The following is a 22,487-nucleotide window of genomic DNA, read 5'->3' on the forward strand; positions in this document are numbered from 1 at the left end:
GCCCGTGACCAGGTTTCATTCACGTCGTTCAACCGAGGGTGTCGATACGATCAGTCAACACTTGCGAACTCTCGGTGGTGGTAAATGGACAGCGGCCTCGAAACCCGACGCATCACACACCCGACGGAGCGGATCGTCACCGGGCGGCTCGTCCGCCTGCTCGACGGCTACACCCGCGAGGTGCGCATCGGTCAACCGGTGCTGGTCGGGGTGCTCGCCGCGGCCGGGGTCGCCCGGCTGCCCGCCCTGCTTTTGCGCGCGCTGTTCTCCTTCGGCGGCGGTGCCAGCCGACGGCGCTGGAAGGAGCTGAAGAAGGGGCCGGAATACCTGGTCACACCCGTCCGGCTCCGTAACGGCGCCGGCCAGCTCTGCGAGGTGGAGCTGCACGGTCACCTGCCGCAGAGCGCCCTGCACCCGGCGGACCACGTCCAGCTCACCCTGCGCCCGCAGCGCGATCCGGAGCTGCCGCCCCGCATCGAGCGGATCGTCAACCTCACCACCGGGCAGCTGCTCACCCCGCGTACGGCGACGCTCTGGTCGCACCTCGGCCCGCCGCTGCTGCTCCAGGCGATGCTGGGCGCGCTGCTGCTCGTCGGCGTGGTGGCCTGGTCCGCGCTGACCTGACCGCCGGGCTGGTCAGCCGACCGGGGCGGGCTCGCGGGCCGGTCGCTGGTCGGTGCCGAGCATCCCCCGGCGGCGGGCCCACCGCTCGTAGGCCAGGGTGGCGAACGGCGGCACCGCGCAGGCCAGCGCCACCACCGTGGCGAGCAGGCTCCACCGGCGCAGTCGGGCCACCGCGAGCACCAGCAGGACGTACGCGATGAACAGGCCGCCGTGGATCGGGCCGAAGATCTTGACGCCCACCTCGTTGCCCGGCGGCCCGTACTTGACCGCCATCCCGACCAGCAGGGCCAGCCAGGAGCACGCCTCGGCGATCGCCGCCGCGACGAAGAGCCTGGTCACCTTCTCGCGCATATCCACCCGCCACCACCTCTCGGGCGGCAATGGTAGCGGGACCGACCGGGTGGGTAGGAAAGGAGCATCGGGTCTTCCCCCGCCCGTCTGACACGTGCGAGGTTAGGGGGACCAGCGGTGACAGGGTGGTGACCATGGGCGAGGATGTCGGCGTACGGACCTTCAGCCGGGAGGACCGGGCCCGCTACCGCGAGAAGGTCCGCCGCTGCCTGGACGTCTTCGCCGAGATGCTGCGCGAGTCGCGGTTCGACATCGACCGGCCGATGACCGGGGTGGAGATCGAGCTCAACCTGGTCGACGAGCACTCGATGCCGGCGATGCGCAACGCCGACGTGCTGGCGGCCATCGCCGACCCGCTCTTCCAGACCGAGCTGGGCCAGTTCAACGTCGAGATCAACGTGCCGCCACGGCGGCTCACCGGCACCGGCACCGCCGACTTCGAGGAACACGTACGGGCCAGCCTCAACGCCGCCGAGCAGAAGGCCCGTGAGATCGGCGCGCACATGGTCATGATCGGCATCCTGCCGACGCTGCGCCCGGAGCACCTGACCGCCGACACCCTCTCGGCCAACCCGCGTTACAAGCTGCTCAACGAGCAGATCTTCGCCGCCCGGGGCGAGGACCTGCCGATCGCCATCAGCGGGGTGGAGCGGTTGGCGGTCACCGCCGACACGATCACCCCGGAGGCGGCCTGCACCAGCACCCAGTTCCACCTCCAGGTCAGCCCGGCCCAGTTCGCCGACTACTGGAACGCCGCCCAGGCGGTCGCCGGCATCCAGGTGGCGGTGGGTGCCAACGCGCCGTTGTTCTTCGGCCGGGAGCTGTGGCGCGAGACCCGCATCCCGCTGTTCCAGCAGGCCACCGACACCCGGTCGGAGGAGATCAAGGCCCAGGGCGTACGCCCGCGGGTCTGGTTCGGCGAACGCTGGATCACCAGCGTCTTCGATCTGTTCGAGGAGAACGTGCGCTACTTCCCGGCGCTGCTGCCGGTCTGCGACCCGGAGGACCCGGCGCAGGCTCTCGCGGCCGGCGAGGTGCCGAGCCTGGCCGAGCTGCGGCTGCACAACGGCACGGTCTACCGCTGGAACCGCCCGGTGTACGACGTGTCGCGCGGCCGACCGCACCTGCGCGTGGAGAATCGGGTGCTGCCCGCCGGGCCGACCGTGCTGGACACCATCGCCAACGGCGCCTTCTACTTCGGGCTGGTACGCGCCCTGGCCGAATCGGACCGGCCACTGTGGTCACAGATGTCGTTCAGCGCCGCCGAGGAGAACTTCACCAGTTGCGCCCGGTACGGCATCGACGCGCAGGTCTTCTGGCCCGGCCTCGGCTATCTGCCGGTGACCGAGCTGGTGCTGCGCCGGCTGCTGCCGCTGGCCCACCACGGTCTGGACCGGTGGGGTCTGGCTCCGAGCGAGCGCGACCGGCTGCTCGGCATCATCGAGCAGCGCTGCCTGATCGGCCGTAACGGGGCGAGTTGGCAGGTGGAGACGCTGCACCGACTGGAGTCCACCGATCACCTCGACCGGCCGGCGGCGCTGCGTGAGGTGGTCCGGCACTACGTGGACCTGATGCACAGCAACCGACCGGTGCACGAGTGGCCCATTCCCTGACCGGGCCGACTCAGGCCAACCAGTCCCAGGGGGACGGGTCGTCGCGCAGCCGGCTGTAGAGGTGCCCGTCGCGCCAGCGACCGGCACGGAACTCGCAGGCGCGCACCACGCCTTCGAGCTGGAAGCCGGCCTTCTGCAACGACCGCTGCTCGGCGACGTTCTCCGGTTGGGTGCCGGCCTGGATGCGCTGTGCAGGGCTGTGCAGGAAGAGGTAGTCGCAGAGCAGCGCCTGAGCCCGCCACCCGATGCCCCGGCCACGCCAGGCCGGTAGCAACGCGATTCCGATCTCCCAGTGCGTCCCCGCACTGCCGTAGCTGCCGGAGCGGTAGCCGACGAAGCCGGCGGCCGCCCCCTCCGGCTCGACCTCCACGATGAGCCGCCCGTCGTCCGTGCCGAGCCAGCCGTCGACGTCGAAGCGCCGCGCGGGCGCGCCCGAGTCGCGAAAGCCGGCCCAGTCCAACCCGATCAGCCCCGGCTCGGTGCTGAACCGGCGGAACATCTCCAGGTCGACCTCGTCGACCGCCCGCAGTCGGACCGTCAGCTCACCATCGTCGTGCGCTACACCGGGCACGACGGTCTGCCCGCTCCGCATGTCGACACGGTAGCCGCTGGGCACCGCCCCGGCGACCCCGGCACCGAGCCGGATCGGGTGTCCCCTGTAGACCATGCCGCTCATCGATGCGTGTCATAGGCTGACCCGGCTCGGACATCGTTGCGGTGACGACGAAGGGATGCCCATGGACACCCCCGAACGAGACCACGCTCCGGCCCCGAGATCCGCGGGTGGAGCCCTGTCTCGACGACACATGCTGCTCGCCGGGGCGACGGCCGCCGGCAGCACACTGCTGGCCGGTACGGCCACGGCGGCACACGCGGCCCCGGGTCGCCCGAGGCGGGTGCTGCGGGCTCCGGCGTTGGCACCCGGAGACCGGGTCCGGGTCGTCTCACCCGGAAGCACCCCCAACCCGGCGAGCATGGCCCGCGGCATCGAGATCCTGCGCGGCTGGGGCCTGGAGGTCGAGCTGGGCGAGCACGTCTACGCCAAGTACGGCTACCTGGCCGGCACCGACGACCAGCGGCTGGCCGACCTGAACGCCGCGCTCAACGACCCCGGTGTCCGTGCCGTCTTCGCCGCCCGTGGCGGTTACGGCACCCAGCGGATCGTCGACCGGATCAACGTGGCCGGCGTCCGTCGCGACCCCCGGGTGGTCGTCGGGTTCAGCGACATCACCAGCATCCACGGCAAGCTCTGGCGCGACGCCGGGCTGGTCACCTTCTACGGCCCGATGGTCAACTGGAGTGACAGTCGTACCGGCCCGGAGTCGGCCGAGGCGCTTCGTCGGGCGGTGATGACCACCGCACCCGTCGTCATCACCAGGGATCCGGCCGAGACGGCGGCTCCCGTGCTGGTGCCGGGACGGGCGACGGGTCCCCTGCTCGGCGGGTGCCTGACGCTGATCTCCACCTCACTGGGCGCCGGTGACGCCCCGGCGTTCGACAACGCCATTCTGTTCTTCGAGGACGTCGACGAGGCGCCGTACAGCATCGACATGATGCTGACCGAGCTGCGCCGGGTGGGTGTGCTGTCCCGGGTCGCCGGCGTGGTCGTCGGCCAGATCACCAACAGCGTCGGTGCACCCGACGAGTGGGACGCGGTCGCGATGCTCAAGGACCGCCTCTACGACCTTGGCGTGCCGGTGCTGGGCGGGCTGCGACTCGGCCATGGCAACGGGCAGCTCACCGTTCCGCTCGGCTCGCGGGCCACGATCGACGCCGAAGCGGGAACGCTGACGGTGGAGCCCGGAGTCCGTCCACGCTGACGCTCGTGGCGCCCCCGCTCGGCGCGTCAGCGCCGAGCGGGTAGCCGCAGGCCGGACATGCCGCCGTCCACCGCCAGGGACGAGCCGGTCACCGACCCGTCTCCGGCCGAGGCGAGATAGACGACGGCGGCGGCGACCTCGTCGGCGCTGACCAGGCGGCCGGTGGGCTGGCGGGCGGCGAGCTGCCGCTTCTCCGCCTCCGGATCCGGGGCGGCGGAGAGCAGCCGGGCCACCCAGGGCGTGTCCACGGTTCCCGGCGCGACGCAGTTGACCCGGATCCCGTCGGCGACCAGGTCGGCCGCCATGGCGAGGGTGAGCGCGTGCACGGCGCCCTTGGACGCCGAGTACAGGGCGCGTCGGGGCAGGCCGACGGTCGCCGCGATCGAGGAGACGTTGACGATGGCGGCGGCCGAGGAGCGGCGCAGGTACGGCAGGGCGACGGCGGTCGTCCGGGCCACACCGACCACGTTGACGTCCAGCACCCGGGTCCACTGCTCGTCGTCGTTCTCCTGCACCGCGCCGACCGCGGAGATGCCGGCGTTGTTGACCAGAATGTCGATCCCTCCGAAGCGCTCGGCGACCGCGGCGACGGCAGCGGCGAGGGTGGACCGGTCCGCCACGTCGGCGCGTACGCCGTGCACCCGCGGATCATCCGGCAGGCCGGACAGCTCCAGGTCGAGCACGCCCACCCGGGCGCCGGCGGCCAGGAACGCCCGTACGCAGGCGAGGCCGATCCCCGAGCCGCCCCCGGTCACCACCGCCACCAGGCCGTCACACTGCATGGTCCACTCCCCATCCGAGGGTCCCGTCGCGGTCGGTCAGGCCCATGCCGGGCCGTCCGGATACGTGTAGGCGGCGATGCTCTCCGGGCGCATCTCGGCGGAGAACCCGGGAGCCGTGGGCGTCACGTAGTGCCCGTCGTGGATCACCACCGGGTCGACGAAGTGCTCGTGCAGGTGGTCGACGTACTCGACGACCCGGTCCCGCGTCGAGCCGGTCACCGCCACGAAGTCGAACATGGACAGGTGCTGGACCAGCTCACAGAGGCCGACCCCGCCGGCGTGTGGGCAGACCGGCACCCCGTACTTCGCCGCCAGCAACAGGATGGCGACGTTCTCGTTGACGCCGCCGACCCGGCACGCGTCGATCTGCACGATGTCGACCGCGCCGGCCTGGAGCAGCTGTTTGAACACCACCCGGTTCGCCACGTGCTCGCCGGTGGCGACCCGGATCGGCCCGCCGTCCGGTGCGCTGGTCGCCAGGGCGGCACGGATCGCCGCGTGACCGAGCACGTCGTCGGGGCTGGTCGGCTCCTCGATCCACCACGGGTCGTACGGCGCCAGCTCCCGCATCCGGGCCACCGCGTCGGCGACGTCCCAGCGCTGGTTGGCGTCGACGGCGATCCGGATGGTGGGGCCGACCGCGTCGCGGGCGACCTGGAAGCGGCGTACGTCGTCGGCCGGGTCCGCGCCCACCTTCAGCTTGATCTGGGTGAACCCGTCGGCGACGGCCTGCTTGGCCAGCCGGAGCACCTTGTCGTCGGGATAGCCGAGCCAGCCGGGCGAGGTGGTGTACGCGGGGTAGCCGCGCTCGGTCAGCAGGGCGATCCGCTCGGCCCGGCCCGGTACGGCGGCGCGCAGCAGCTCCAGCGCCTCGTCGGGGGTCAGGGCGTCGGTGAGGTACCGCCAGTCGACCAGGTCCACGATCTGCTCGGGTGTCAGGTCGGCCAGGTACCGCCAGACCGGTTTGCCGGCCCGTTTGGCGACCAGGTCCCACATCGCGTTGATCATCGCTGCGGCGGCCAGGTGCACCACGCCCTTCTCCGGGCCGAGCCAGCGCAACTGCGAGTCGTGGGTGAGCGAGCGGGCGAACTCGCCGAGGTCGACGGTGTCCGGGTCGAGGCCGAGCACGTACGGCACCAGCGCGTCGATCGCGGCCCGGCAGACGTCGTTGCCGCGCCCGATGGTGAAGGTGAACCCGTGCCCGTCCGGCCCGTCGTCGGTGTGCAGCACCAGGTACGCGGCCGAGTAGTCCGGGTCGGGGTTCATCGCGTCGGAGCCGTCGAGCTGCCGCGAGGTGGGGAACCGGATGTCGTACGTGTCGACGGAGGTGATCACTGCCATCAGGCGCTCTTGAGGGTGCTGCGTTGTGCGCCGAGACCGTCGATCTCGACCGCCATCACGTCCCCGTCGGCCAGGTACGGGAAGCGGCCGGAGAGCGCCACGCCCTGCGGGGTGCCGGTGTTGATGACGTCGCCGGGGTCCAGGACGGTGTACTGGGACAGGTGCCAGATCAGGTACGCCACGTCGAAGATCATGTCCTTGGTGCTGGAGTCCTGGCGGGGCTCGCCGTTGACGAAGGAGCGCAGCCGCAGCGCCTGCGGGTCGTCGATCTCGTCGGCGGTGACCAGCCACGGCCCGAGTGGTTGGAACGTCTCGCAGGACTTGCCCTTGGACCACTGCCCACCGGAGACGGCGAGCTGGAAGTCCCGTTCGGAGACGTCGTTGGAGAGCACGTACCCGGCGATGTGCGCCCGGGCGTCGGCCGGCGAGTCGAGGTAGCGGGCCCGGCGGCCGATCACCACCGCCAGCTCCACCTCCCAGTCGGTCTTCGTCGATCCGCGGGGGATCAGCACGTCGTCGTAGGGTCCGACGACCGTGTTGGGCGCCTTGTAGAAGACGATCGGGTCGGTCGGTGGCTCGGCGCCGGACTCAGCGGCGTGCGCGGCGTAGTTCTGCCCGACGCAGAGGATCACCCCGGGTCGGGCGATCGGGGCGCCGATCCGCTGACCGGTGATGTCGATCTCGGGCAGGTCGGTGGCCGCGCGGGCCCGCTGGATCCCGTCGCCGGCCAGGAACGCCCCGTCGATGTCGGCGGTGAGCGCCGAGAGGTCGAAGTGCCGGCCATCGACGTGCAGCACGGGCCGTTCCCGCCCCGCCGGTCCGACGCGCAGAAATCTCACGAACCAACCTCCAGTGCATAGGTACGAATCGCGGTGCCGGCCGTGACGGCGGCCCGCTCGTCCGGCGACAGCTCCCCCAGGCAGGCGTCCAACGCCGCCCACGCCCGCGGGTACGAGCCGACGAGGTCACATACCGGCCAGTCCGAGCCGGCCAGCAGCCGGTACGGGCCGAACAGCTCCAGCGCGGCGTCGACGTACGGCCGGATGTCGTCCACCGTCCACCCGGGGCCGGCCTCGGTGAGCAGTCCGGACAGCTTCGCGACGACGTTGTCGCAGCCCGCCAGCGGCCGTACGGCCCGACGCCACTCGGCGAGGCCGGCGGCGCCGGCCGCCACCCGGGGCTTGCCGAGGTGGTCCAGGACGAACGTGGTGCCCGGGGTGGCCCGGACCGCGTCGGCGCAGGCCGGCAACTGCCCGACGTGCACGACCAGGTCGAAGGTGAGCCCGGCCGCGCCGATCGTCGCGAGGGCGGCCCGCACCTCGGAGCGGGCCAGGTGCCCCGGGTCGGTGACCCCCTGCACCTGGTCCCGGATGCCGATTAGCTTCGCCGCGCCGGGCAGCTCGCGGTAGCCGGCGAGGGTGGCCGGCAGGGCGGGATCGGTGAGTGACGCCCAGCCGACCACACCGGCGATCCGGGAGGTGCCGGCGGCGAGGGCCAGGAATTCGGCGGTCTCGTCGGCGTCGCAGCGGCCCGCCTCGACCAGCACGGTCGCCGTCACCCCGGCCTCGTCCAACCGGGGTATCAGGTCGGCGACGGTGTAGTCACGACGGATCGGCGTCAGCTCCGGCGCGGCGAGCCAGGCGTAGTCGGCGGTCCACAGGTGGTGGTGCGCGTCCACGATCACGGGGTCGGCACCTCCCTCGGTAGCAGGCCCTCGGTCTTCAGTGCGGCCCAGAGCGCACCGGGGATATCCCACTCGACCATCGCCACGTTGTCGGCGATCTGCTCCGGGTCGCGGGCGCCGACCACCACGCTGGCGACCGCCGGGTGGCCGAACGGGAACTGGATCGCCGCGGCCCGCAGTGGCACGTCGTACCGGTCGCACACCGACCGGATCGCCGTGGCCCGGTCGAGCAGCGTCTGGTCGGCCGGGGTGTAGTCGTAGGGGGCGCCCGGCTTCGGGTCGGCGAGCAGACCGGAGTTGTAGACCCCGGCGGCGAGGACCGAGATCCCCCGCTGCTGGCACAGCGGTAGCAACTCGTCCAGGCCGGACTGGTCGAGCAGGGTGTACCGGCCGGCGAGCATGAGGCAGTCGAAGTCGCCGGCGCGGGCCAGCTCGACCAGCGCCGGCGCCTGGTTCATACCGGCGCTGACCGCGCCGATCTCGCCGGCCGACCGCAGCTGCGCCAGCGCCGGGTACGCCCCGGTGACCGCCTCGGCGAGGTGGTCGTCCGGGTCGTGGATGTGCGCGATGTCGATCCGGTCCAACCCCAGCCGGGCCAGGCTCTCGGCGTGCGAGCGGCGTACCCCGGCGGCGGAGAAGTCGAACTGTGGGGCGAGGTCCGTCGGCTCGGCCCAGAACTCCTGCCCGTCGTCTCCGCCGGGGACCAGCAGCCGGCCGACCTTGGTGGAGAGGGTGAACTCGTGGCGTGGTTTGCCGGCGAGGACCGCGCCGGCCCGCCGCTCGGACAGGCCGCTGCCGTAGAGCGGGGCGGTGTCGAAGTAGCGCAGTCCGAGCTGCCACGCCGCCTCGACGGTGGCGTGGGCGACCTCGTCGCCCACGACGGCGAAGAGCCCACCGATCGGGGCGAGGCCGAGCCCGAGCCGGGTCACCGGCACGTCGGTACGCCCCAGCGTCACCCGTTCCGTGGCCCTCACCCGGCGACCCGCTGGTCGTCGTGGATGAGCCGGATCACCGACTGGCTCATCCTGTCGTAGTCGTGGTCGTTGTCCAGCTCGCCGACGACGGCGAACTCGCGCATCACCGTGATCCGGTCGGCGAGGGTGACCATCTCCGGCAGGTCCGACGAGATCAGCAGGATGGCCATGCCCCGCTCGGCGAGGCCGGCGATCAGCTCGTGGAACGCGGCCTTGGTGCGGATGTCGATGCCGACGGTGGGCTCGTCGATGATGAGGATGTCGCAGTCGGCCGCGAGCCACTTGGCCAGGCTGACCTTCTGCTGGTTGCCACCGGAGAGCTGACCGGCGAACTGGTCGGGCGAGGCCAGGCGGATGCCCAGCCGGTCGGTGTAGTCGGCGACCAGCGCCCGCTCGGCCCGGTCGCGGACCAGCCCCAGCCGGGCGAGTCGTCGCCACACCGTCACCGCGGTGTTGCGGGCAACCGTCTGGTCGAGAAAGAGGCCCTCCTCCTTGCGGTTCTCGGTGACGTACCCGATGCGGTGCCGGTGCAGGGCGTCGCCCACGTCCCGGATCCGGGCCGGGCGGCCGTGCACCCGTACCTCGCCGGCGGTGATCCGGTCCAGGCCGAGCAGCGCCTTGGCCAGCTCGCTGCGGCCCGCGCCGACCAGCCCGTACAGGCCGACGATCTCACCGAGGCGAACGGTGAGGCTGACGTCGTGGTGCCCGGCGGCGGTGGCCACGTGATCGAGTGCGAGCGCCGGTTCGGCGTCCGCCGGAACGGTCCGGGCGGCGAGGTGCACCTGCTGGTACGCCCGGCCGACCATCAGGTCGACGATCTGGTCCCGGCTGTGCTCGGCGAGGGGTTCGGCCTCGGCCACGCTGCGGCCGTCGCGCAGCACGGTCACCGTGTCGGCGACCGCGAAGACCTCCTCCAGCTTGTGGCTGACCAGCACGGTGGAGTGGCCCCGCTCGGCGAGCCGGCGCACGATCGCGTACAGCCGGTCGGCCTCGTCGTTGGTCAGCGACGCGGTCGGCTCGTCGAGCAGCAGCACCGTCGATTCGGCCGACAGCGCCTTGGCGATCTCCACGAGCTGCATCTGGGCCACCGACAGCCGCGACACCGGCAGGTCGGGGTCGAGGTCGAGGTCGAGCAGGTCGAGGCAGCGGCGGGCCTCGGTACGCAGCGCGGCCCGGTCGAGCAGGCCGGCGCGTCGGGGCAGGTGTTGCAGGCAGATGTTCTCCGCGACGCTGAACGCCGGGATCAGGTTCCGCTCCTGGTGCACCACGCCGATGCCGGCCCGCTGGGCGTCCTGCGGGCTGCCGAGCTGCACGGTACGGAGTTGTCCGTCCGGGCCGGGCAGCCGCAGTTGCCCACTGTCCGGCCGGTACACCCCGGTGAGGACCTTGATCAGGGTGCTCTTGCCGGCGCCGTTCTCGCCGAGCAGCGCGTGCACGCTGCCGGCGCTCAGTGTCAGCGTCGCCTCGTCCAGGGCCCGCACCCCGGGGAACGTCTTGACCAGGTTCTCCGCGGCCAGTACGACGCTCATCGGGTACCTCCGGAGAGCTTGTCGCGGAACTGGCCGAGCAGCACCGCGCCGAGGACGACCGCGCCGATGATGAGGTCCACCCAGCGCCGGTTGATGTCGAACTGCGACTGGCTCACGTCGACCAGCCGGACCAGGAATGCCGCGAGCACCGTGCCGGTCACGCTGATCATGCCGCCGGCCAGGGCGACCCCGCCGATGATCGGCGCGGCGAAGCTGGGCAGCAGCAGGTCGTCGCCGATCGAGGCGTTGACCGAACCGAGGGCGGCCACCACGATCACGGCGGCGAACCCGGCCAGCAGCCCGGACAGGGTGTGGGCCAGCACCAACGCGCGGTCGTTGGAGACGCCCGACAGCCGCGCGGCGAACGGGTTGCCGCCGGAGGCGAGCAGGTGCCGACCCGGCACGGTACGCCGGAAGAACAGGGCCGTGGCGACCGCGATCGCCACCGCCAGCAGGAACACCACGGGTACGCCGGCCACCGACGCCTGGCCGAACTCCCGCAGACCGGGCGAGTAGCCCTGATAGGTGCCGGTGCCGTTCACCCCGTACCGGAGTCCTTCCAGGATCGTCATGGTGGCGAGGGTGACGATGAACCCGTTGATCCGGGTGAAGACCACCAGCAGCCCGTTGACCAGGCCGACGGCCGCGCCGAGGGCCAGCGCGGCGAGCACCGCGACCGGGGCGGGCAGTCCCGCGTCGATCATCAGCCAGGCCGAGGCCATCGCGCAGAATCCGGTGAGCACGCCCACCGAGAGGTTCATCTGACCGACGGCGAGCACCACCATCTGGGCCAGACCGATGACGATCGGCAGGGCGAGGAAGCGCAGGAAGGCGTCCAGGGTGCCGGCGGTGAGCAGGTTGAAGTCGGTGGCCACGGCGAGCGCGGCGAAGCCGATGGCGGCGATCACCGCGAGGGTGAACTCGTTGGTGCGGATCAGGCTCTTCATGACGTCGACACCGCCCTGCGCTCGGCGATCACGGCCCGCAGCCGGTCCAGCGACAACGCCGCGAGCAGGACCAGTCCGATATAGAGCTTCAGCTCCTCCAGGGAGAACTGGAGCAGGTTGAGGCCCTTGTAGATCACCTGGGTGAGGGTCGCGCCGAGCGCGGTGCCGAGGACGCTGACCGCGCCACCGGCGAGCAGGGTGCCACCGAGCACCGGGGCCAGGAACGACGGCAGCAGGAACGACTCGCCGATGTTGGCCGAGAAGGCGCCGTTGTTGGCGGCGAGCAGGAAGCCGGCCAGTGCGGCGAGCAGGCCGCTCAGCCCGTGCGCGGCGACGATCCGCCGGTGGGTGGGGATGCCGGACAGCTCGGCGGCGACCGCGTTGGAGCCGGTCATCAGGATCTCCCGGCCCAGCCGGGCGTACCGGAAGAGCAGCCCGACGCCGAGCGCCGCGACCACCGCGATCGGCACGACCAGCGGGATCCGGGGTCCGCAGACGTCACCCATGCAGTAGTCGGCGAAGGTGTCGAAGCGCAGCGCGGCCAGCCCGCTCGGCTGCACCGCGAACGACACCCCACCGGTCGCCCAGGTGTAGAGGATGGTGACCAGGCCGAGCAGCCCGAAGTCGAGCGCGAGGGTCACCACGAAGGAGTTCACCCCGGTCTTGGCGATCAGCAGGCCGGCGAGCGCGCCGATGCCCGCACCGACGGCGAGGCCGACGAGCAACCCGACCAGCAGGGGTACGCCGAGCCGGTCGTACGCCAGGCCCATCGCGAAGGTGGAGAGCGCGGCCATCCGGCCGACGGCCACGTTCATGTGCCCGAGGGAGAGCACGGCGAGTTGGGCGAGCCCGACCACGACGTACACGCTGATGTCGGCCTGCAGTGGTGCGAGCGTGAGGCGGGGGTCGAGGAACGCGGGGGTCAGCGACGAGAAGACGGTGACCAGTACGGCGATGACGATGAGCAGGCCGAGCCGGGGGTTCGCCCAGACCGGCAGGGCCCGGGTCGGCGGCCCGGGCTCCGCGGCCGGCGGCGCGGCGGGCGCCGCCGGTGGGGTCTCGGTCTTCACGCCACCCTCCTGTCCTCGATCGCGTCGCGGTCCCAGTCGATGCCGAGGCCGGGTCCGGCCGGGGCGAGCGCGTGGCCGTCGACGATGGGGATCTCGGTCCGGGTGATCGCGCGTAGTTGCGGGATGTGTTCGACGTACCGGCTGTTCGGCACGGCCGCGCAGAGGCTCACGTGCAGTTCCATCAGGAAGTGCGGGCAGACCTGCACGTTGCAGGCCTCGGCCAGGTGGGCGACCTTGAGCCACGGGGTGATCCCCCCGATGCGCGCCACGTCGACCTGGACGATGCCGGCGGCCTGCCGGCGCAGGTACTCGGCGAACTGGCCGATCGAGTACATCGACTCCCCCACCGCGACCGGGATGCTGGTCGCGCGGGCGAGCAGCTCGTGCCCGGCGACGTCGTCGGCGGGCAGCGGCTCCTCGAACCAGGCGAGCCGGTGCGGTTCGAGCAGTCGGGCCCGGCTGATCGCCTCGGCGGCGGTCAGCGACTGGTTGGCGTCGACCATCACGTCGAAGCGGTCGCCGAGCGCGGCCCGGACCGCGCCGATCCGCTCGGCGTCCTCGGCCGGGTTGGGCTTGCCCACCTTGAGTTTGACGCCGGGCCAGCCGGCCGCCTGGGACTCTTTCGCCCCGGCGACCAGCTCGTCCTCGGTGAGGTGCAGCCAGCCACCTTCGGTGTCGTAGAGCGGAATCCGCTCCTTGGCACCGCCGGCGAGCACCCACAGGGGCAGGCCGGCGGCACGGGCGCGCAGGTCCCAGAGCGCGGTGTCGACCGCGGCCAGGGCCAACGAGGTGATCGCGCCGACCGCGGTGGCGCGGGTCGCGGCGTGCAGGTCACGCCAGATCGCCTCGATCCGGGACGCGTCGCGGCCGATCAGGTGGGGCAGCAGGTAGTCGCGCACCAGCGCGAGCACCGCGGTGCCGCCGGTCCCGATGGTGTACGAGTACCCGGTGCCCTGCCCACCGTCGGCGGTCGTCAGCTCGACGAACACCGTCTCCTGCTTGAGGAACGCCTGGACGGCGTCGGTTCGGACGGTCTCGACGGGAATGTCGACGAGGTACGCCTCGGCGTGTGTGATCGTCGGCATCAGCTGCACTTGAGCAGGTCGCTGTCGAACTTCTTCTTCAGCTCGCCGGTGGTGGCGGTGCGGTCGGTCTCGTAGCTGCCCAGGTTGTCCTTGGTCACCACGAACGAGCCGGAGTCGATGGTGACGCCGGGCTCGGTCATCGTGCAGCCACCGGCCAGCTTCATCAGGGCGTACGAGCCGACGCTGGCCTGGCCGACCGGGTTCTGCAGGACGGTGGCGGCCACCGATCCGCCGCGCAGTCCGTCGAGGACCACCTGGTCGTCGTCGATGGCGATGACCTTGATGGGCAGCTTCGACTGGCGTACGCCCTCGGCGGAGGCGACCGCCGGGTTGTAGGCGGTGTTCACGATCGCCTGGATCTGCCGGCCCTTGGCGGCGAGCAGGTCGGCGACGGCCTTCTGGGCGCTCTGCAGGTCCTTGTCGATGTCGGTGACGCTCTGGATCAGCACCACCTTGCCGCCGGTCTCGCCGACCGCCTTCTCCACGCCCTTGATCCGGCGCTGGGTGTTGGAGTCGACCTTGTTGCCGGTCAGGTGCACCAGGTTGCCCTGACCGCCCATCGCGTCGATGGCCGCCTTGGCGCCCTTGTACGCGGCGAGTTCCACGTCGGTGGAGAGGCAGAAGTCGGCCTTGTTGGCCCCGGCCGGGCAGGACGCGAGCGAACCGACGGGGAAGCCCTGCCGCTTGAGGTCCTCGAAGGTGGAGTTGATGTTGTCCGGCGAGACGCCGAAGATCCCGAAGGCGTTGTAGCCCTGTGCGGCCAGGGACTTGAGCACGTCGTTCTGCTTGGTCTGGTCCCAGCCGGCGGTCTCGTTGAAGGTGACGTCGCCGAGGGAGTAGTCGGTCTTAGCCTTGGCGCCGGCGTCCTTCCAGGGCTGGAAGTAGGGGTGCGAGCCGCCGGGTACGAGCGCGACCTTGACCTGTGCCGGCTCCCGACCGCCGGCTTCGGTGTCGGTGCCGTCGCTCTTCTTCGTGCAGGCGAAGGTGGTGCTGGCGAGGGCCAGGACGGCGAGGCTGGAGCCAATGCGGGACAGCATGCTGCGCGGCATGAACGTCTCCTCGGTGGTGGGGAGGTGGCGGTGGGGGTGGGACGCGCGGAGCAGAAGCCTATTTCCTATAGGATGTTGCTTTGCTAGTGTGTACTCCCTCACACCGGCACAGTCAAGGGGTCCTAGGAGACGAGATGGCGCAGCAGCCAGCGCACGAGGGTCGACTCCGCCCCGCCCGCCGACTCACCCTCGCCGAGGACGTCTACGAGTCGATAAAAGCGCTGGTCATGGACCACGTCCTTCCGCCGGGCGAACGGGTCAACATCGACGCCCTCGCGCGGGAGCTCGACGTCTCCCCCACCCCGGTACGCGAGGCGCTCGCCCGTCTCGAAGCCGACGGCCTGGTCCGCAAACGCCCACTCTCCGGCTACACCACCACACCGCTGCTCAGCCGCGCCGAGTTCGACGACCTGTTCGACGTCCGTCTGCTGCTGGAGTGCGCCACCGCCGGCCGGGCCGCCACGCAGGCGTCCACCGAGGACCGACGGCGGATCAGCGCCGAGGCCGCGGCGACCGTCGACGTGGAGGCCGGCGACGGCTACCGCCGGCACGCGGCCTTCACCGCGTTGGACGCCAGGTTCCACGACCTGATCGCCGAGGTCTCCGGCAGCCCGTTGCTGCGCGACACGGTCACCCGGCTGCACTCGCACCTGCACCTGCACCGGCTGTACTTTCCGACCGCCGGCGCCCCGGACACCAACACCGAGCACCAGCGCATCGCCGCCGCCATCGCCGCCGGTGACGCCCCGGGCGCCAGCGAGGCGATGCGTGCCCACCTGACCGCCGCCCAGGTACGCCACCTGCCCGCCTTCGACCCACCACCCCCCGCCCCCGCCTCTGAGGTGTAAGGAAGGGCACCTTATTAACGCCTGGTGTATAGGAAGGGTCCCTTCCTTACACCTCAGAGGCGGGTCGCCGTACGGACCAGCCCGGCCAGCGCCTGCGAACGGCTGTGCGGCGGCCACGCGATAACCGTTGTTACCGTCGGGGCGTCCGGCACCGGTACGGCGGCCAGGTCGCGACGCAGGTCGGCCCGGACCGACTCCGGCAGGATCACCGCGGTCCTGCCCAGCGCGACGAGTTGGAACAACTGGGCGTGCTCGCGTACCTCCGGGCCGGGGCCCTCGGGATAGCTGCCGTCGGGGCCGGGCCAGCGCGGCTGCGGCAGGCCGGGCAGCGCGTCGACCTCGGCGAGCGTCAGGTGTGCTCGGTTCGCCAGCGGGTGCCCGGCCGGCAGGAGCACGACCTGCCTCTCCGTACGCAACTCCTCGGTGTCGAACCCGGCCGTCGAGTCGAACGGCAGGTGCAGCAGCGCCACGTCGGCCCGCCCGTCCCGCAGCAGGCGCTCCTGTTCGCCGACGCCGCACAGCAACATCTCGACGGGGACCGAATCGGGCTCGGCGGCGTACGCGTCGAGCAGCTTCGACACCAGCTCCGCGGAGGCCCCGGCCTTCGCGACGAGGACCAGGCCGGAGCGGCCGGTCGCGGCCCGGCGGGTACGGCGTTCGGCGGCGGCGACCGCGTCGAGCGCTGCCCGGCCCTCGCGCAGCAGCACCGACCCGGCCGCGGTCAACGCCACGGCACGGTTACCGCGGTCGAACAGTGTCACGCCGAGCCGCCGTTCGAGCTGCTGGATCGCCCGGGACAGCGGCGGCTGCGCGATGCCCAGCCGTTGTGCGGCCCGCCCGAAGTGCAGCTCCTCAGCGACGGCCACGAAGTAGCGCAGCTCCCGCGTCTCCATCTCTGCCACGGTACCCCCGGATCGATACCCGCAGGGTATTCCTGCCCACCCAATCGGTCTTGGAGACCACAGCGTGGCGCGGACAGGATCGACGGCATGAGCGAGTCGAAGATTGCGCTGGTCACCGGCGCGAACAAGGGAATCGGGTACGAGATCGCCGCCGGCCTGGGCGCCCTCGGCTGGAGCGTCGGCGTCGGCGCCCGCGACGGGCGGCGCGGGGAGGCCGCCGTGGAGAAGCTGCGCGCGGCCGGCGTCGACGCCTTCCACGTACCGCTGGACGTGACCGACGACGACAGCGTGGACGCCGCGGTGCGGCTGTTCGAGGAGCGCGCCGGCCGGCTCGACGCGCTGGTCAACAACGCCGGCGTGACCGGCGGCATGCCACAGGAGCCCACCAACGCCGACCTCTCGATCGTGCGGACCGCGTTCGAGACCAACGTCATCGGCGTCATCCGGGTCACCAGTGCGATGCTGCCGCTGCTGCGCCGCTCGACCGCGCCGCGCATCGTCAACATGTCCAGCAGCGTCGGCTCCTTCGCCCGCCAGCTCGATCCCGAGGAGAACAGCGGCCCACTGTCGGTCGCGTACGCGCCGTCGAAGTCGTTCCTCAACGCCGTCACCGTCCAGTACGCCAAGGAGCTGAGCGGCACGAACATCCTGATCAACGCGGCCTGCCCCGGCTTCACCGCGACCGACCTCAACAACTTCCGGGGCGTACGCACCGCCGAGCAGGGCGCCGCGATCGCCATCAGGCTCGCGACCCTGCCCGACGACGGCCCGACGGGTGGCTTCTTCGACGACGCCGGAGTGGTGCCCTGGTGAGGTCGGGCGGCACCGCGTTCTCGACGGCCGACCGAGCCGGAGGCCGAGGCCACCACGTGACGGGAGAGCACGGCTTGACCGGTCACCCTACGCTCCGCGCATGGACCGCGAGGAGATCGACGGAGTTCAGGTCGTCCAACGACATCAGCCCGGCATGTCGGCCGCATCGTTGACGTTCGGCTGCGGTGCCCGTGACGAAGAGATCGACTCCATCGGCCTGAACCATCTGGTGCTGCACCTGGTGGACTGGGCCGAGCTCCGCGTCCCGGACGAGTACTCGGACGACACCTGGACGAACGAGACCGCATTTCTCGCGGCCGGCCCACCGGAGCAGGTCGCGGAACGCCTCACCGACATCTGCGCGGCGGTCAGCGATCTTCCGCCGGACGATCTGGCCGATGCCGTCGCCGCCCTCAAGCCGGACAGCCGGTACGTCGAGAACATCGACGAAGGGCTGCTCGACCCGTGGGGATCGCTGCTATCGCGACGGTACGGGCCGCACGGACATGGCCTGTCGCGGTGGCCCGCGATGGACTACGGCCTCTTCACCGCCGACGAGATCCGACGACACGTGCAGCGGTTCTTCACCACCGGCAACGCCGTGCTCGCCATGACCGCCGAGGCCCCCGGGTCGATGCGACTCCGCTTGCCCGCCGGCCCGCGGGTCACCCGCGGCACACCGCTGGTCAACCATCAGATCGGGCCGATCTGGTACGCCGACCAGGTCCGGGGCGTCGCGTTGGCGGTCGGTGCCGAACCCAGCGCGGAAGCGGTCCTGCTGATGTGGGCGCTTCGGAAGCGAGTTGTCGAGGCGGTCTTCGCGGCCGGGATCGCCGAGCACACCGAGTTCGTCTCCGCGATCGTCGACAGCACGCGGCACGAGCTCGGGCTGCGGGTCGTCCCGGAGCACGGCAGGAAGGGCAAGAACTTCGACGCGGCGGTCGCGGCGGAGCTGCTCTGGGCCGAGCTGCGACGGCTCGTCGATGACGGGCTCGATCGGGCGGAGATAGCCGACCTGCTCCCGACCGAAGACGTGGAGACACCCGCGGCCCTGGAACCCATCTTTGAGCGTACGGACTGGATGCGGCCGATCCAGCAACTCGAACCGGTGATCCACCGGGAGCTGTTCGGTACGGGCGAACACCGCCTCTCGGATTCGCCCGCCGAGCTGGCTGAACTCTCTCCGGCAGCGGCGCGGGACGTGCTGTCCGGCTGGCTCTCCTCCGCCATGATCGTCGTGCCGTACGAGTCGACGCCGAATCTTCCCGGCGCGACCGAAAAGCCCTGCCCCAGCACCCGCTTCGTGCCGGCAGGTGAGGTGGTCAGGCCGACCTTCCGGAAGCGGTTCGGCAACAAGGGCTCGTTGGTCATCGGCACCGACGCCATCTCCACCGTGGACGGCGACGGCAACGTGCACACCGTCCCGCTGTCCGAGGCGCTGGTGGCCGAGCGGTACGGAGGGATCTGGCTCGCCCACATCGGCCACGGCTGCGTCACCAACATCTCGGACTTCGCGGACGCCGCCGACAAGCTCCGGTCCGTCCTGCCGCCACGCCGGTTCCGGCGAGCCGCCAGCCGGCTGAGTACCAGGGTGTAATGCTCGGGGGCATGACGCTTCAGCGGATGGACAACGTCGGGATCGTGGTCGACGACCTGGAGGCCGCCACCGCGTTCTTCGTCGAGCTTGGTCTGGAGCTGGAGGGCTCGCAGCCGGTCGAGGGCCGCTGGGTGGAACGGGTCATCGGGCTCGACGACGTCCGGGTCGACGTCGCCATGATGCGGACCCCCGACGGCCACAGCCGGCTTGAGCTGACGAAGTTCCACACGCCGGCCGCGATCGGTGCCGAGCCGGCGAACGCGCCGGCCAACACGCTGGGCATCCGTCGCATCATGTTCGCCGTCGACGACATCGAGGACGTCGTCGCCCGCCTACGCACCCATGGTGCCGAGCTCGTCGGCGAGATCGCGCAGTACGAGGACATCTACCTGCTCTGCTACGTCCGCGGCCCCGCGGGCATCATCGTCGCCCTGGCCGAGCAGCTCACCTGATCCGCCCGCCGCGGGAGCCCCCGCGTGCGGCATCCGCGCGCTCGATCCTGGTTGTAGTGGTCTCGACGTCACCCCGAGGCCACTGCTTCCAGGATCGAACGCGATCAGGCGGGAACCTTCTGCCCACCCCGTTGGTGGAAGTGGTGGGAATGGGGGGTGACAGTGTCTGACGGTGATCTCATCGCCGAGCTCTACGCCGGGTGTTTCCGACGGCTGGTGGTCCAGCTTTACGCGGTGACGGGCGACATGAGCGAGGCGCAGGAGGCGGTCCAGGAGGCGTTCACCCGGGCGCTGGGCATGCCCCGGCGCATTGGCGCCCTCGACAATCCGGAGGCGTGGCTGCGCCGCGTCGCGGTGAACGTGGCCCGCAGCCGGTACCGGCGTCGGCGCGTACTCGATGGGCTGTTGCGACGGATCGGCCCGCCGCCGGTCGTCGCCGACAAGGCTCCCGAGCACCTCGCCCTGCTCGCGGCCCTGCGCGGGCTGCCGGAGGGACAGCGGCAGGCCCTGGCCCTGCACTACCTCGTGGACCTGCCGGTGGACGAGATCGCGGCCACGTTGGGTGTTTCGGCCGGGACGGTGAAGTCGCGGTTGTCCCGGGGCCGGCAAGCCCTGGCGGCGCTGCTCGTCGACTCCGACGCCACCGACTCGATGGAAGCTGGGAGGATCAATGTCCGATCGTGAGTTCTCCGGATTCGACGTCGCCACTCTCACCGAGGCCGTCCGGCAGCCGCCCCTCGACCAGCTCCGCTCCAGGGCACGTTCCCGCCGACACCGGTCGGTCGCGGTGCTGGCGACCGCGCTGGTCGCACTGGCCGGCGTGGCCGTCGTACCTTCGCTGGCGAAGCCGGAGCGGACCGACCTGGCGGGGCCCGAGCGGACCGACCCGGCGAGGCCACAGCGGACCGATCCGGCCGGGCCGCCGAAGCCGTCACCCGGGCCTGCCGGCTCCAGCGACTTCACCCTGACCGGCCCCGACTCCGGTGTCGACGTGCGACGGAACGGTTGCGTGCTGAACTTCTCGTACACCGGCGACCGTGGCCGGAGCTGGTCGGACTGGGACGCCGCCCGGTTCGAGGGCGCCAGATGTCAGGCCAGTTCCCTGTCGCCCGAGAGGGTTCTCTATTTTTCCGTGCTCAGTGACCGGTCCTACCTGGTCAGCGACGCGGGCACGCTCCGGCTCTCGATCGACTACGGCCGCACCTGGCGGAACGGGGACGAGGCGATCGTGGCCGTCGCCACGATCCCCGTGACGGCTCGGCCGGTCTTCTGCGCCTTCGGCTGCGGGGCGCTGCGGGAGCCGCTGGCGGTCGACCCGTCGAGCGGGACCGTGTACCGACTCGCCGGCAGCCCACCCTCGCCGCTACCGCTGTTCAGCCTCTATGCCAGCCCGGACGGGACGATCTGGGCGACGTACCGGACGAACCTGATGGAGATCGGCACCTCGGCGACGGCCGTCGCCCGCAGCGCCGACCGAGGTCGGAGCTGGACCACGTGGGAGTTGGGGCCCGACTCGAACGCGTTGACGGTGGTCGGGCTCGACGATCGGGAGGGGTACCTGCTGGCCGAGCCGACGGCAGTGGAACCTTCGATGCGGCTACTGAGGACCACGGACGGAGGAAAGAGCTGGACGAACACCGGCGCGAACCTGCCAACCTCGTCGCACTGGGACCTGACGGTCGGGTCCGACGGGTCTCTGCTGGCGATCACACCGGCCGAGGGCACGGACCCGGACCGTCTCGCGCGGCTGCTGGTCAGCCGGGACGACGGGCGTCACTTCACGGTGGTCCGGGAGTACGGGCCGGTGGTCGGGGCGGCCAGCGTCGCGCCCGGCTACGCCTGGCTCTTCGGCCGGGACGGGTCGACCGGCGAACCGGACCACTTCCTGCTCACCACCGACGCGACCACCTGGACCCGTTTCACACTGTCACCCTGAGACATCAGTCCGCTGCCCAGACGTGCGGCTCGATCACCCACGGCTCGCCGGGACCGGTCCGGAAGGCGCACTGGCCGAGCGGCAGGTTGGCGAGCTGCGCCACCCCGGCCCACCAGGACCGTGTGCTGCACCGCTGCCCCGAGGTTGTCGGGGAACTGGCCGTCGGGAAAGGGAAAGGGCAGGTACCGGAACATCTCGTGGCCATCCGAGTGGTCCGGGGCCCCGGCGTCGTGATCATGCACTGCGACACCCTAAACCCGGCTGAGTCAGCGTCCACAAAAAATCTTGGGGTGGGTTGTCGAAGTCGGGTCCGGTCGTTCGAGGGAATGGGTGAAGGGCCGGACGAGCCGGCCCACCGCGAAGGGCAACGACCATGACCGAGCAGATCACCAGCACCACCACGACGGCCGCGAAGACCTGCGACCCGGCGGTCCGCGTCACGAAGTCCTTGCTGGCGTACGGCGTCATCGCCGGCCCGCTGTACGTCACCGTGTCGCTGGTCGAGGTGTTCACCCGGTCCGGGTTCGACCCGACGCGGCACGCATGGAGCATGCTCAGCAACGGCGACCGGGGCTGGATCCACATCACGAACTTCCTGCTGAGCGGCCTGATGACCATCGCGTTCGCGGTCGGGATGCGTCGGGCGCTGGGCACCGGGGTCGGGTCGCGCTGGGCGCCGCGGCTGCTCGGGGCGTACGGCGTGAGCCTGGTCGCCGCCGGTCTGCTGCGCGCCGACCCGGGGTTGGGTTTCCCGGTCGGCACCCCGCAGGGCCCCGGCGCGATCAGTTGGCACGGCTACGGGCACTTCGCCGCCGGTGCCATCGGGTTCAGTTGCCTGATCGCGGCGTGTTTCGTGCTGGCCCGGCGGTTCGCCGCCGAGGGCGCCACCGGTTGGGCGCGGTCGTCCCGCGCCGTCGGCGTTCTGTTCGGCCTCGGATTCCTCGGCCTGATGGCGGGTGCCGGCGCCGCCTGGAGCCTGCTCGCCTTCACCGGTGCCGTGGTGCTGGTCTGCGGCTGGCAGTCGGCCGTGGCGCTCGACCGCTACCGGCGCGCGTCGCGGCACTGACCCT

Annotated in this window: 23 protein-coding genes; 10 read left to right on the forward strand and 13 right to left on the reverse strand. The window is 71.4% G+C overall.

Annotated features, from left to right (window positions below):
- Positions 1–84: 84 nt before the first annotated feature.
- Positions 85–624: a hypothetical protein gene (locus ACFQGL_RS16760; RefSeq protein ID WP_377512713.1), complete on the forward strand. Its 540-nt coding sequence runs from the start codon at positions 85–87 to the stop codon at positions 622–624.
- A gap of 12 nt (positions 625–636) precedes the next feature.
- On the opposite strand, the gene ACFQGL_RS16765 is transcribed toward ACFQGL_RS16760, so the two are convergent.
- On the reverse strand, positions 637–975 hold the full coding sequence (locus tag ACFQGL_RS16765; RefSeq protein WP_377513152.1) for a DUF3817 domain-containing protein: 339 nt from the start codon (positions 973–975) through the stop codon (positions 637–639).
- 134 nt (positions 976–1,109) lie between these two features.
- Between ACFQGL_RS16765 and ACFQGL_RS16770 the strand changes: the two genes are divergently transcribed.
- Positions 1,110–2,588 (forward strand): glutamate-cysteine ligase family protein, encoded by a 1,479-nt coding sequence (locus tag ACFQGL_RS16770; RefSeq protein WP_377512716.1) that lies wholly within the window; start codon positions 1,110–1,112, stop codon positions 2,586–2,588.
- Positions 2,589–2,598: 10 nt separating this feature from the next.
- Here ACFQGL_RS16770 and ACFQGL_RS16775 read toward each other — a convergent pair whose 3' ends face one another.
- The gene (locus tag ACFQGL_RS16775; RefSeq protein ID WP_377512718.1) at positions 2,599–3,180 is read right to left on the reverse strand and encodes a GNAT family N-acetyltransferase; all 582 of its coding nucleotides are present in this window, start codon (positions 3,178–3,180) and stop codon (positions 2,599–2,601) included.
- A gap of 214 nt (positions 3,181–3,394) precedes the next feature.
- Here ACFQGL_RS16775 and ACFQGL_RS16780 point away from each other — a divergent pair, with 214 nt between their 5' ends.
- Entirely contained in the window at positions 3,395–4,408 is a 1,014-nt protein-coding gene (locus ACFQGL_RS16780) for a S66 peptidase family protein (protein ID WP_377512720.1), read from the forward strand.
- Between the two features lie 26 nt (positions 4,409–4,434).
- Here the strand turns inward: ACFQGL_RS16780 and ACFQGL_RS16785 are convergent, their stop codons facing one another.
- From ACFQGL_RS16785 to ACFQGL_RS16830, 10 genes are read right to left on the reverse strand one after another with little or no spacing between them, the layout of a single operon-like run.
- Entirely contained in the window at positions 4,435–5,190 is a 756-nt protein-coding gene (locus ACFQGL_RS16785; protein WP_377512723.1) for an SDR family NAD(P)-dependent oxidoreductase, read from the reverse strand.
- Between the two features lie 36 nt (positions 5,191–5,226).
- Positions 5,227–6,531, reverse strand: coding sequence for an enolase C-terminal domain-like protein (locus ACFQGL_RS16790; protein WP_377512726.1), 1,305 nt, complete (start codon positions 6,529–6,531; stop codon positions 5,227–5,229).
- Positions 6,531–7,370 (reverse strand): fumarylacetoacetate hydrolase family protein, encoded by an 840-nt coding sequence (locus tag ACFQGL_RS16795; RefSeq protein ID WP_377512729.1) that lies wholly within the window; start codon positions 7,368–7,370, stop codon positions 6,531–6,533. The genes ACFQGL_RS16790 and ACFQGL_RS16795 overlap by 1 nt, the downstream gene beginning before the upstream one ends.
- Positions 7,367–8,215, reverse strand: coding sequence for an amidohydrolase family protein (locus tag ACFQGL_RS16800; RefSeq protein ID WP_377512732.1), 849 nt, complete (start codon positions 8,213–8,215; stop codon positions 7,367–7,369). Before ACFQGL_RS16800 ends, ACFQGL_RS16795 begins: the two co-directional genes overlap by 4 nt.
- Positions 8,212–9,189 carry an aldo/keto reductase gene (locus ACFQGL_RS16805; protein ID WP_377512735.1) on the reverse strand — a complete coding sequence of 326 codons (978 nt, stop codon included), beginning with the start codon at positions 9,187–9,189 and terminating at the stop codon, positions 8,212–8,214. Before ACFQGL_RS16805 ends, ACFQGL_RS16800 begins: the two co-directional genes overlap by 4 nt.
- Positions 9,186–10,718, reverse strand: a complete 1,533-nt coding sequence (locus ACFQGL_RS16810) for a sugar ABC transporter ATP-binding protein (RefSeq protein WP_377512737.1) — start codon at positions 10,716–10,718, stop codon at positions 9,186–9,188. The genes ACFQGL_RS16805 and ACFQGL_RS16810 overlap by 4 nt, the downstream gene beginning before the upstream one ends.
- On the reverse strand, positions 10,715–11,665 hold the full coding sequence (locus ACFQGL_RS16815) for an ABC transporter permease (RefSeq protein ID WP_377512741.1): 951 nt from the start codon (positions 11,663–11,665) through the stop codon (positions 10,715–10,717). Before ACFQGL_RS16815 ends, ACFQGL_RS16810 begins: the two co-directional genes overlap by 4 nt.
- The gene (locus ACFQGL_RS16820; RefSeq protein WP_377512744.1) at positions 11,662–12,735 is read right to left on the reverse strand and encodes an ABC transporter permease; all 1,074 of its coding nucleotides are present in this window, start codon (positions 12,733–12,735) and stop codon (positions 11,662–11,664) included. The genes ACFQGL_RS16815 and ACFQGL_RS16820 overlap by 4 nt, the downstream gene beginning before the upstream one ends.
- On the reverse strand, positions 12,732–13,820 hold the full coding sequence (locus ACFQGL_RS16825; protein ID WP_377512747.1) for a mandelate racemase/muconate lactonizing enzyme family protein: 1,089 nt from the start codon (positions 13,818–13,820) through the stop codon (positions 12,732–12,734). The genes ACFQGL_RS16820 and ACFQGL_RS16825 overlap by 4 nt, the downstream gene beginning before the upstream one ends.
- The gene (locus ACFQGL_RS16830) at positions 13,820–14,869 is read right to left on the reverse strand and encodes a sugar ABC transporter substrate-binding protein (RefSeq protein ID WP_377512750.1); all 1,050 of its coding nucleotides are present in this window, start codon (positions 14,867–14,869) and stop codon (positions 13,820–13,822) included. Before ACFQGL_RS16830 ends, ACFQGL_RS16825 begins: the two co-directional genes overlap by 1 nt.
- A gap of 134 nt (positions 14,870–15,003) precedes the next feature.
- Between ACFQGL_RS16830 and ACFQGL_RS16835 the strand changes: the two genes are divergently transcribed.
- Positions 15,004–15,717, forward strand: a complete 714-nt coding sequence (locus tag ACFQGL_RS16835) for a GntR family transcriptional regulator (RefSeq protein WP_377512753.1) — start codon at positions 15,004–15,006, stop codon at positions 15,715–15,717.
- A gap of 53 nt (positions 15,718–15,770) precedes the next feature.
- On the opposite strand, the gene ACFQGL_RS16840 is transcribed toward ACFQGL_RS16835, so the two are convergent.
- Positions 15,771–16,610 carry a LysR family transcriptional regulator gene (locus ACFQGL_RS16840; protein WP_377512757.1) on the reverse strand — a complete coding sequence of 280 codons (840 nt, stop codon included), beginning with the start codon at positions 16,608–16,610 and terminating at the stop codon, positions 15,771–15,773.
- A gap of 96 nt (positions 16,611–16,706) precedes the next feature.
- Here ACFQGL_RS16840 and ACFQGL_RS16845 point away from each other — a divergent pair, with 96 nt between their 5' ends.
- The 6 genes from ACFQGL_RS16845 to ACFQGL_RS16870 all read left to right on the forward strand — a co-directional run bounded on the left by ACFQGL_RS16845 (position 16,707) and on the right by ACFQGL_RS16870 (position 22,483).
- Positions 16,707–17,432 carry an SDR family oxidoreductase gene (locus ACFQGL_RS16845; protein WP_377512760.1) on the forward strand — a complete coding sequence of 242 codons (726 nt, stop codon included), beginning with the start codon at positions 16,707–16,709 and terminating at the stop codon, positions 17,430–17,432.
- 100 nt (positions 17,433–17,532) lie between these two features.
- Positions 17,533–19,029, forward strand: a complete 1,497-nt coding sequence (locus tag ACFQGL_RS16850) for a peptidase M16 family protein (protein ID WP_377512763.1) — start codon at positions 17,533–17,535, stop codon at positions 19,027–19,029.
- An 11-nt stretch (positions 19,030–19,040) separates the two neighbouring features.
- Positions 19,041–19,481 (forward strand): VOC family protein, encoded by a 441-nt coding sequence (locus tag ACFQGL_RS16855; RefSeq protein ID WP_377512766.1) that lies wholly within the window; start codon positions 19,041–19,043, stop codon positions 19,479–19,481.
- Between the two features lie 162 nt (positions 19,482–19,643).
- Positions 19,644–20,165, forward strand: coding sequence for a sigma-70 family RNA polymerase sigma factor (locus tag ACFQGL_RS16860; protein ID WP_377512769.1), 522 nt, complete (start codon positions 19,644–19,646; stop codon positions 20,163–20,165).
- The gene (locus ACFQGL_RS16865) at positions 20,152–21,417 is read left to right on the forward strand and encodes a WD40/YVTN/BNR-like repeat-containing protein (protein WP_377512772.1); all 1,266 of its coding nucleotides are present in this window, start codon (positions 20,152–20,154) and stop codon (positions 21,415–21,417) included. The genes ACFQGL_RS16860 and ACFQGL_RS16865 overlap by 14 nt, the downstream gene beginning before the upstream one ends.
- Before the next feature lie 373 nt (positions 21,418–21,790).
- Positions 21,791–22,483: a DUF998 domain-containing protein gene (locus ACFQGL_RS16870; protein ID WP_377512774.1), complete on the forward strand. Its 693-nt coding sequence runs from the start codon at positions 21,791–21,793 to the stop codon at positions 22,481–22,483.
- The last annotated feature ends 4 nt before the right edge of the window (positions 22,484–22,487 follow it).

Source organism: Micromonospora vulcania (genome assembly GCF_042658605.1).
Classification (GTDB): Bacteria; Actinomycetota; Actinomycetes; order Mycobacteriales; family Micromonosporaceae; genus Micromonospora; species Micromonospora vulcania.

Excerpts from the sequence above, each read along its gene's own strand:
- ACFQGL_RS16825 (WP_377512747.1), bottom strand. The coding sequence starts at position 13,820 with ATGCCGACGATCACACACGCCGAGGCGTACCTCGTCGACATTCCCGTC.
- ACFQGL_RS16765 (WP_377513152.1), bottom strand. The coding sequence starts at position 975 with ATGCGCGAGAAGGTGACCAGGCTCTTCGTCGCGGCGGCGATCGCCGAG.
- ACFQGL_RS16780 (WP_377512720.1), top strand. The coding sequence starts at position 3,395 with ATGCTGCTCGCCGGGGCGACGGCCGCCGGCAGCACACTGCTGGCCGGT.
- ACFQGL_RS16815 (WP_377512741.1), bottom strand. The coding sequence starts at position 11,665 with ATGAAGAGCCTGATCCGCACCAACGAGTTCACCCTCGCGGTGATCGCC.
- ACFQGL_RS16840 (WP_377512757.1), bottom strand. The coding sequence starts at position 16,610 with ATGGAGACGCGGGAGCTGCGCTACTTCGTGGCCGTCGCTGAGGAGCTG.
- ACFQGL_RS16870 (WP_377512774.1), top strand. The coding sequence starts at position 21,791 with ATGACCGAGCAGATCACCAGCACCACCACGACGGCCGCGAAGACCTGC.
- ACFQGL_RS16775 (WP_377512718.1), bottom strand. The coding sequence starts at position 3,180 with ATGCGGAGCGGGCAGACCGTCGTGCCCGGTGTAGCGCACGACGATGGT.
- ACFQGL_RS16810 (WP_377512737.1), bottom strand. The coding sequence starts at position 10,718 with ATGAGCGTCGTACTGGCCGCGGAGAACCTGGTCAAGACGTTCCCCGGG.
- ACFQGL_RS16850 (WP_377512763.1), top strand. The coding sequence starts at position 17,533 with ATGGACCGCGAGGAGATCGACGGAGTTCAGGTCGTCCAACGACATCAG.
- ACFQGL_RS16835 (WP_377512753.1), top strand. The coding sequence starts at position 15,004 with ATGGCGCAGCAGCCAGCGCACGAGGGTCGACTCCGCCCCGCCCGCCGA.
- ACFQGL_RS16830 (WP_377512750.1), bottom strand. The coding sequence starts at position 14,869 with ATGCCGCGCAGCATGCTGTCCCGCATTGGCTCCAGCCTCGCCGTCCTG.
- ACFQGL_RS16770 (WP_377512716.1), top strand. The coding sequence starts at position 1,110 with ATGGGCGAGGATGTCGGCGTACGGACCTTCAGCCGGGAGGACCGGGCC.
- ACFQGL_RS16845 (WP_377512760.1), top strand. The coding sequence starts at position 16,707 with ATGAGCGAGTCGAAGATTGCGCTGGTCACCGGCGCGAACAAGGGAATC.
- ACFQGL_RS16855 (WP_377512766.1), top strand. The coding sequence starts at position 19,041 with ATGACGCTTCAGCGGATGGACAACGTCGGGATCGTGGTCGACGACCTG.
- ACFQGL_RS16790 (WP_377512726.1), bottom strand. The coding sequence starts at position 6,531 with ATGGCAGTGATCACCTCCGTCGACACGTACGACATCCGGTTCCCCACC.
- ACFQGL_RS16865 (WP_377512772.1), top strand. The coding sequence starts at position 20,152 with ATGTCCGATCGTGAGTTCTCCGGATTCGACGTCGCCACTCTCACCGAG.
- ACFQGL_RS16760 (WP_377512713.1), top strand. The coding sequence starts at position 85 with ATGGACAGCGGCCTCGAAACCCGACGCATCACACACCCGACGGAGCGG.
- ACFQGL_RS16785 (WP_377512723.1), bottom strand. The coding sequence starts at position 5,190 with ATGCAGTGTGACGGCCTGGTGGCGGTGGTGACCGGGGGCGGCTCGGGG.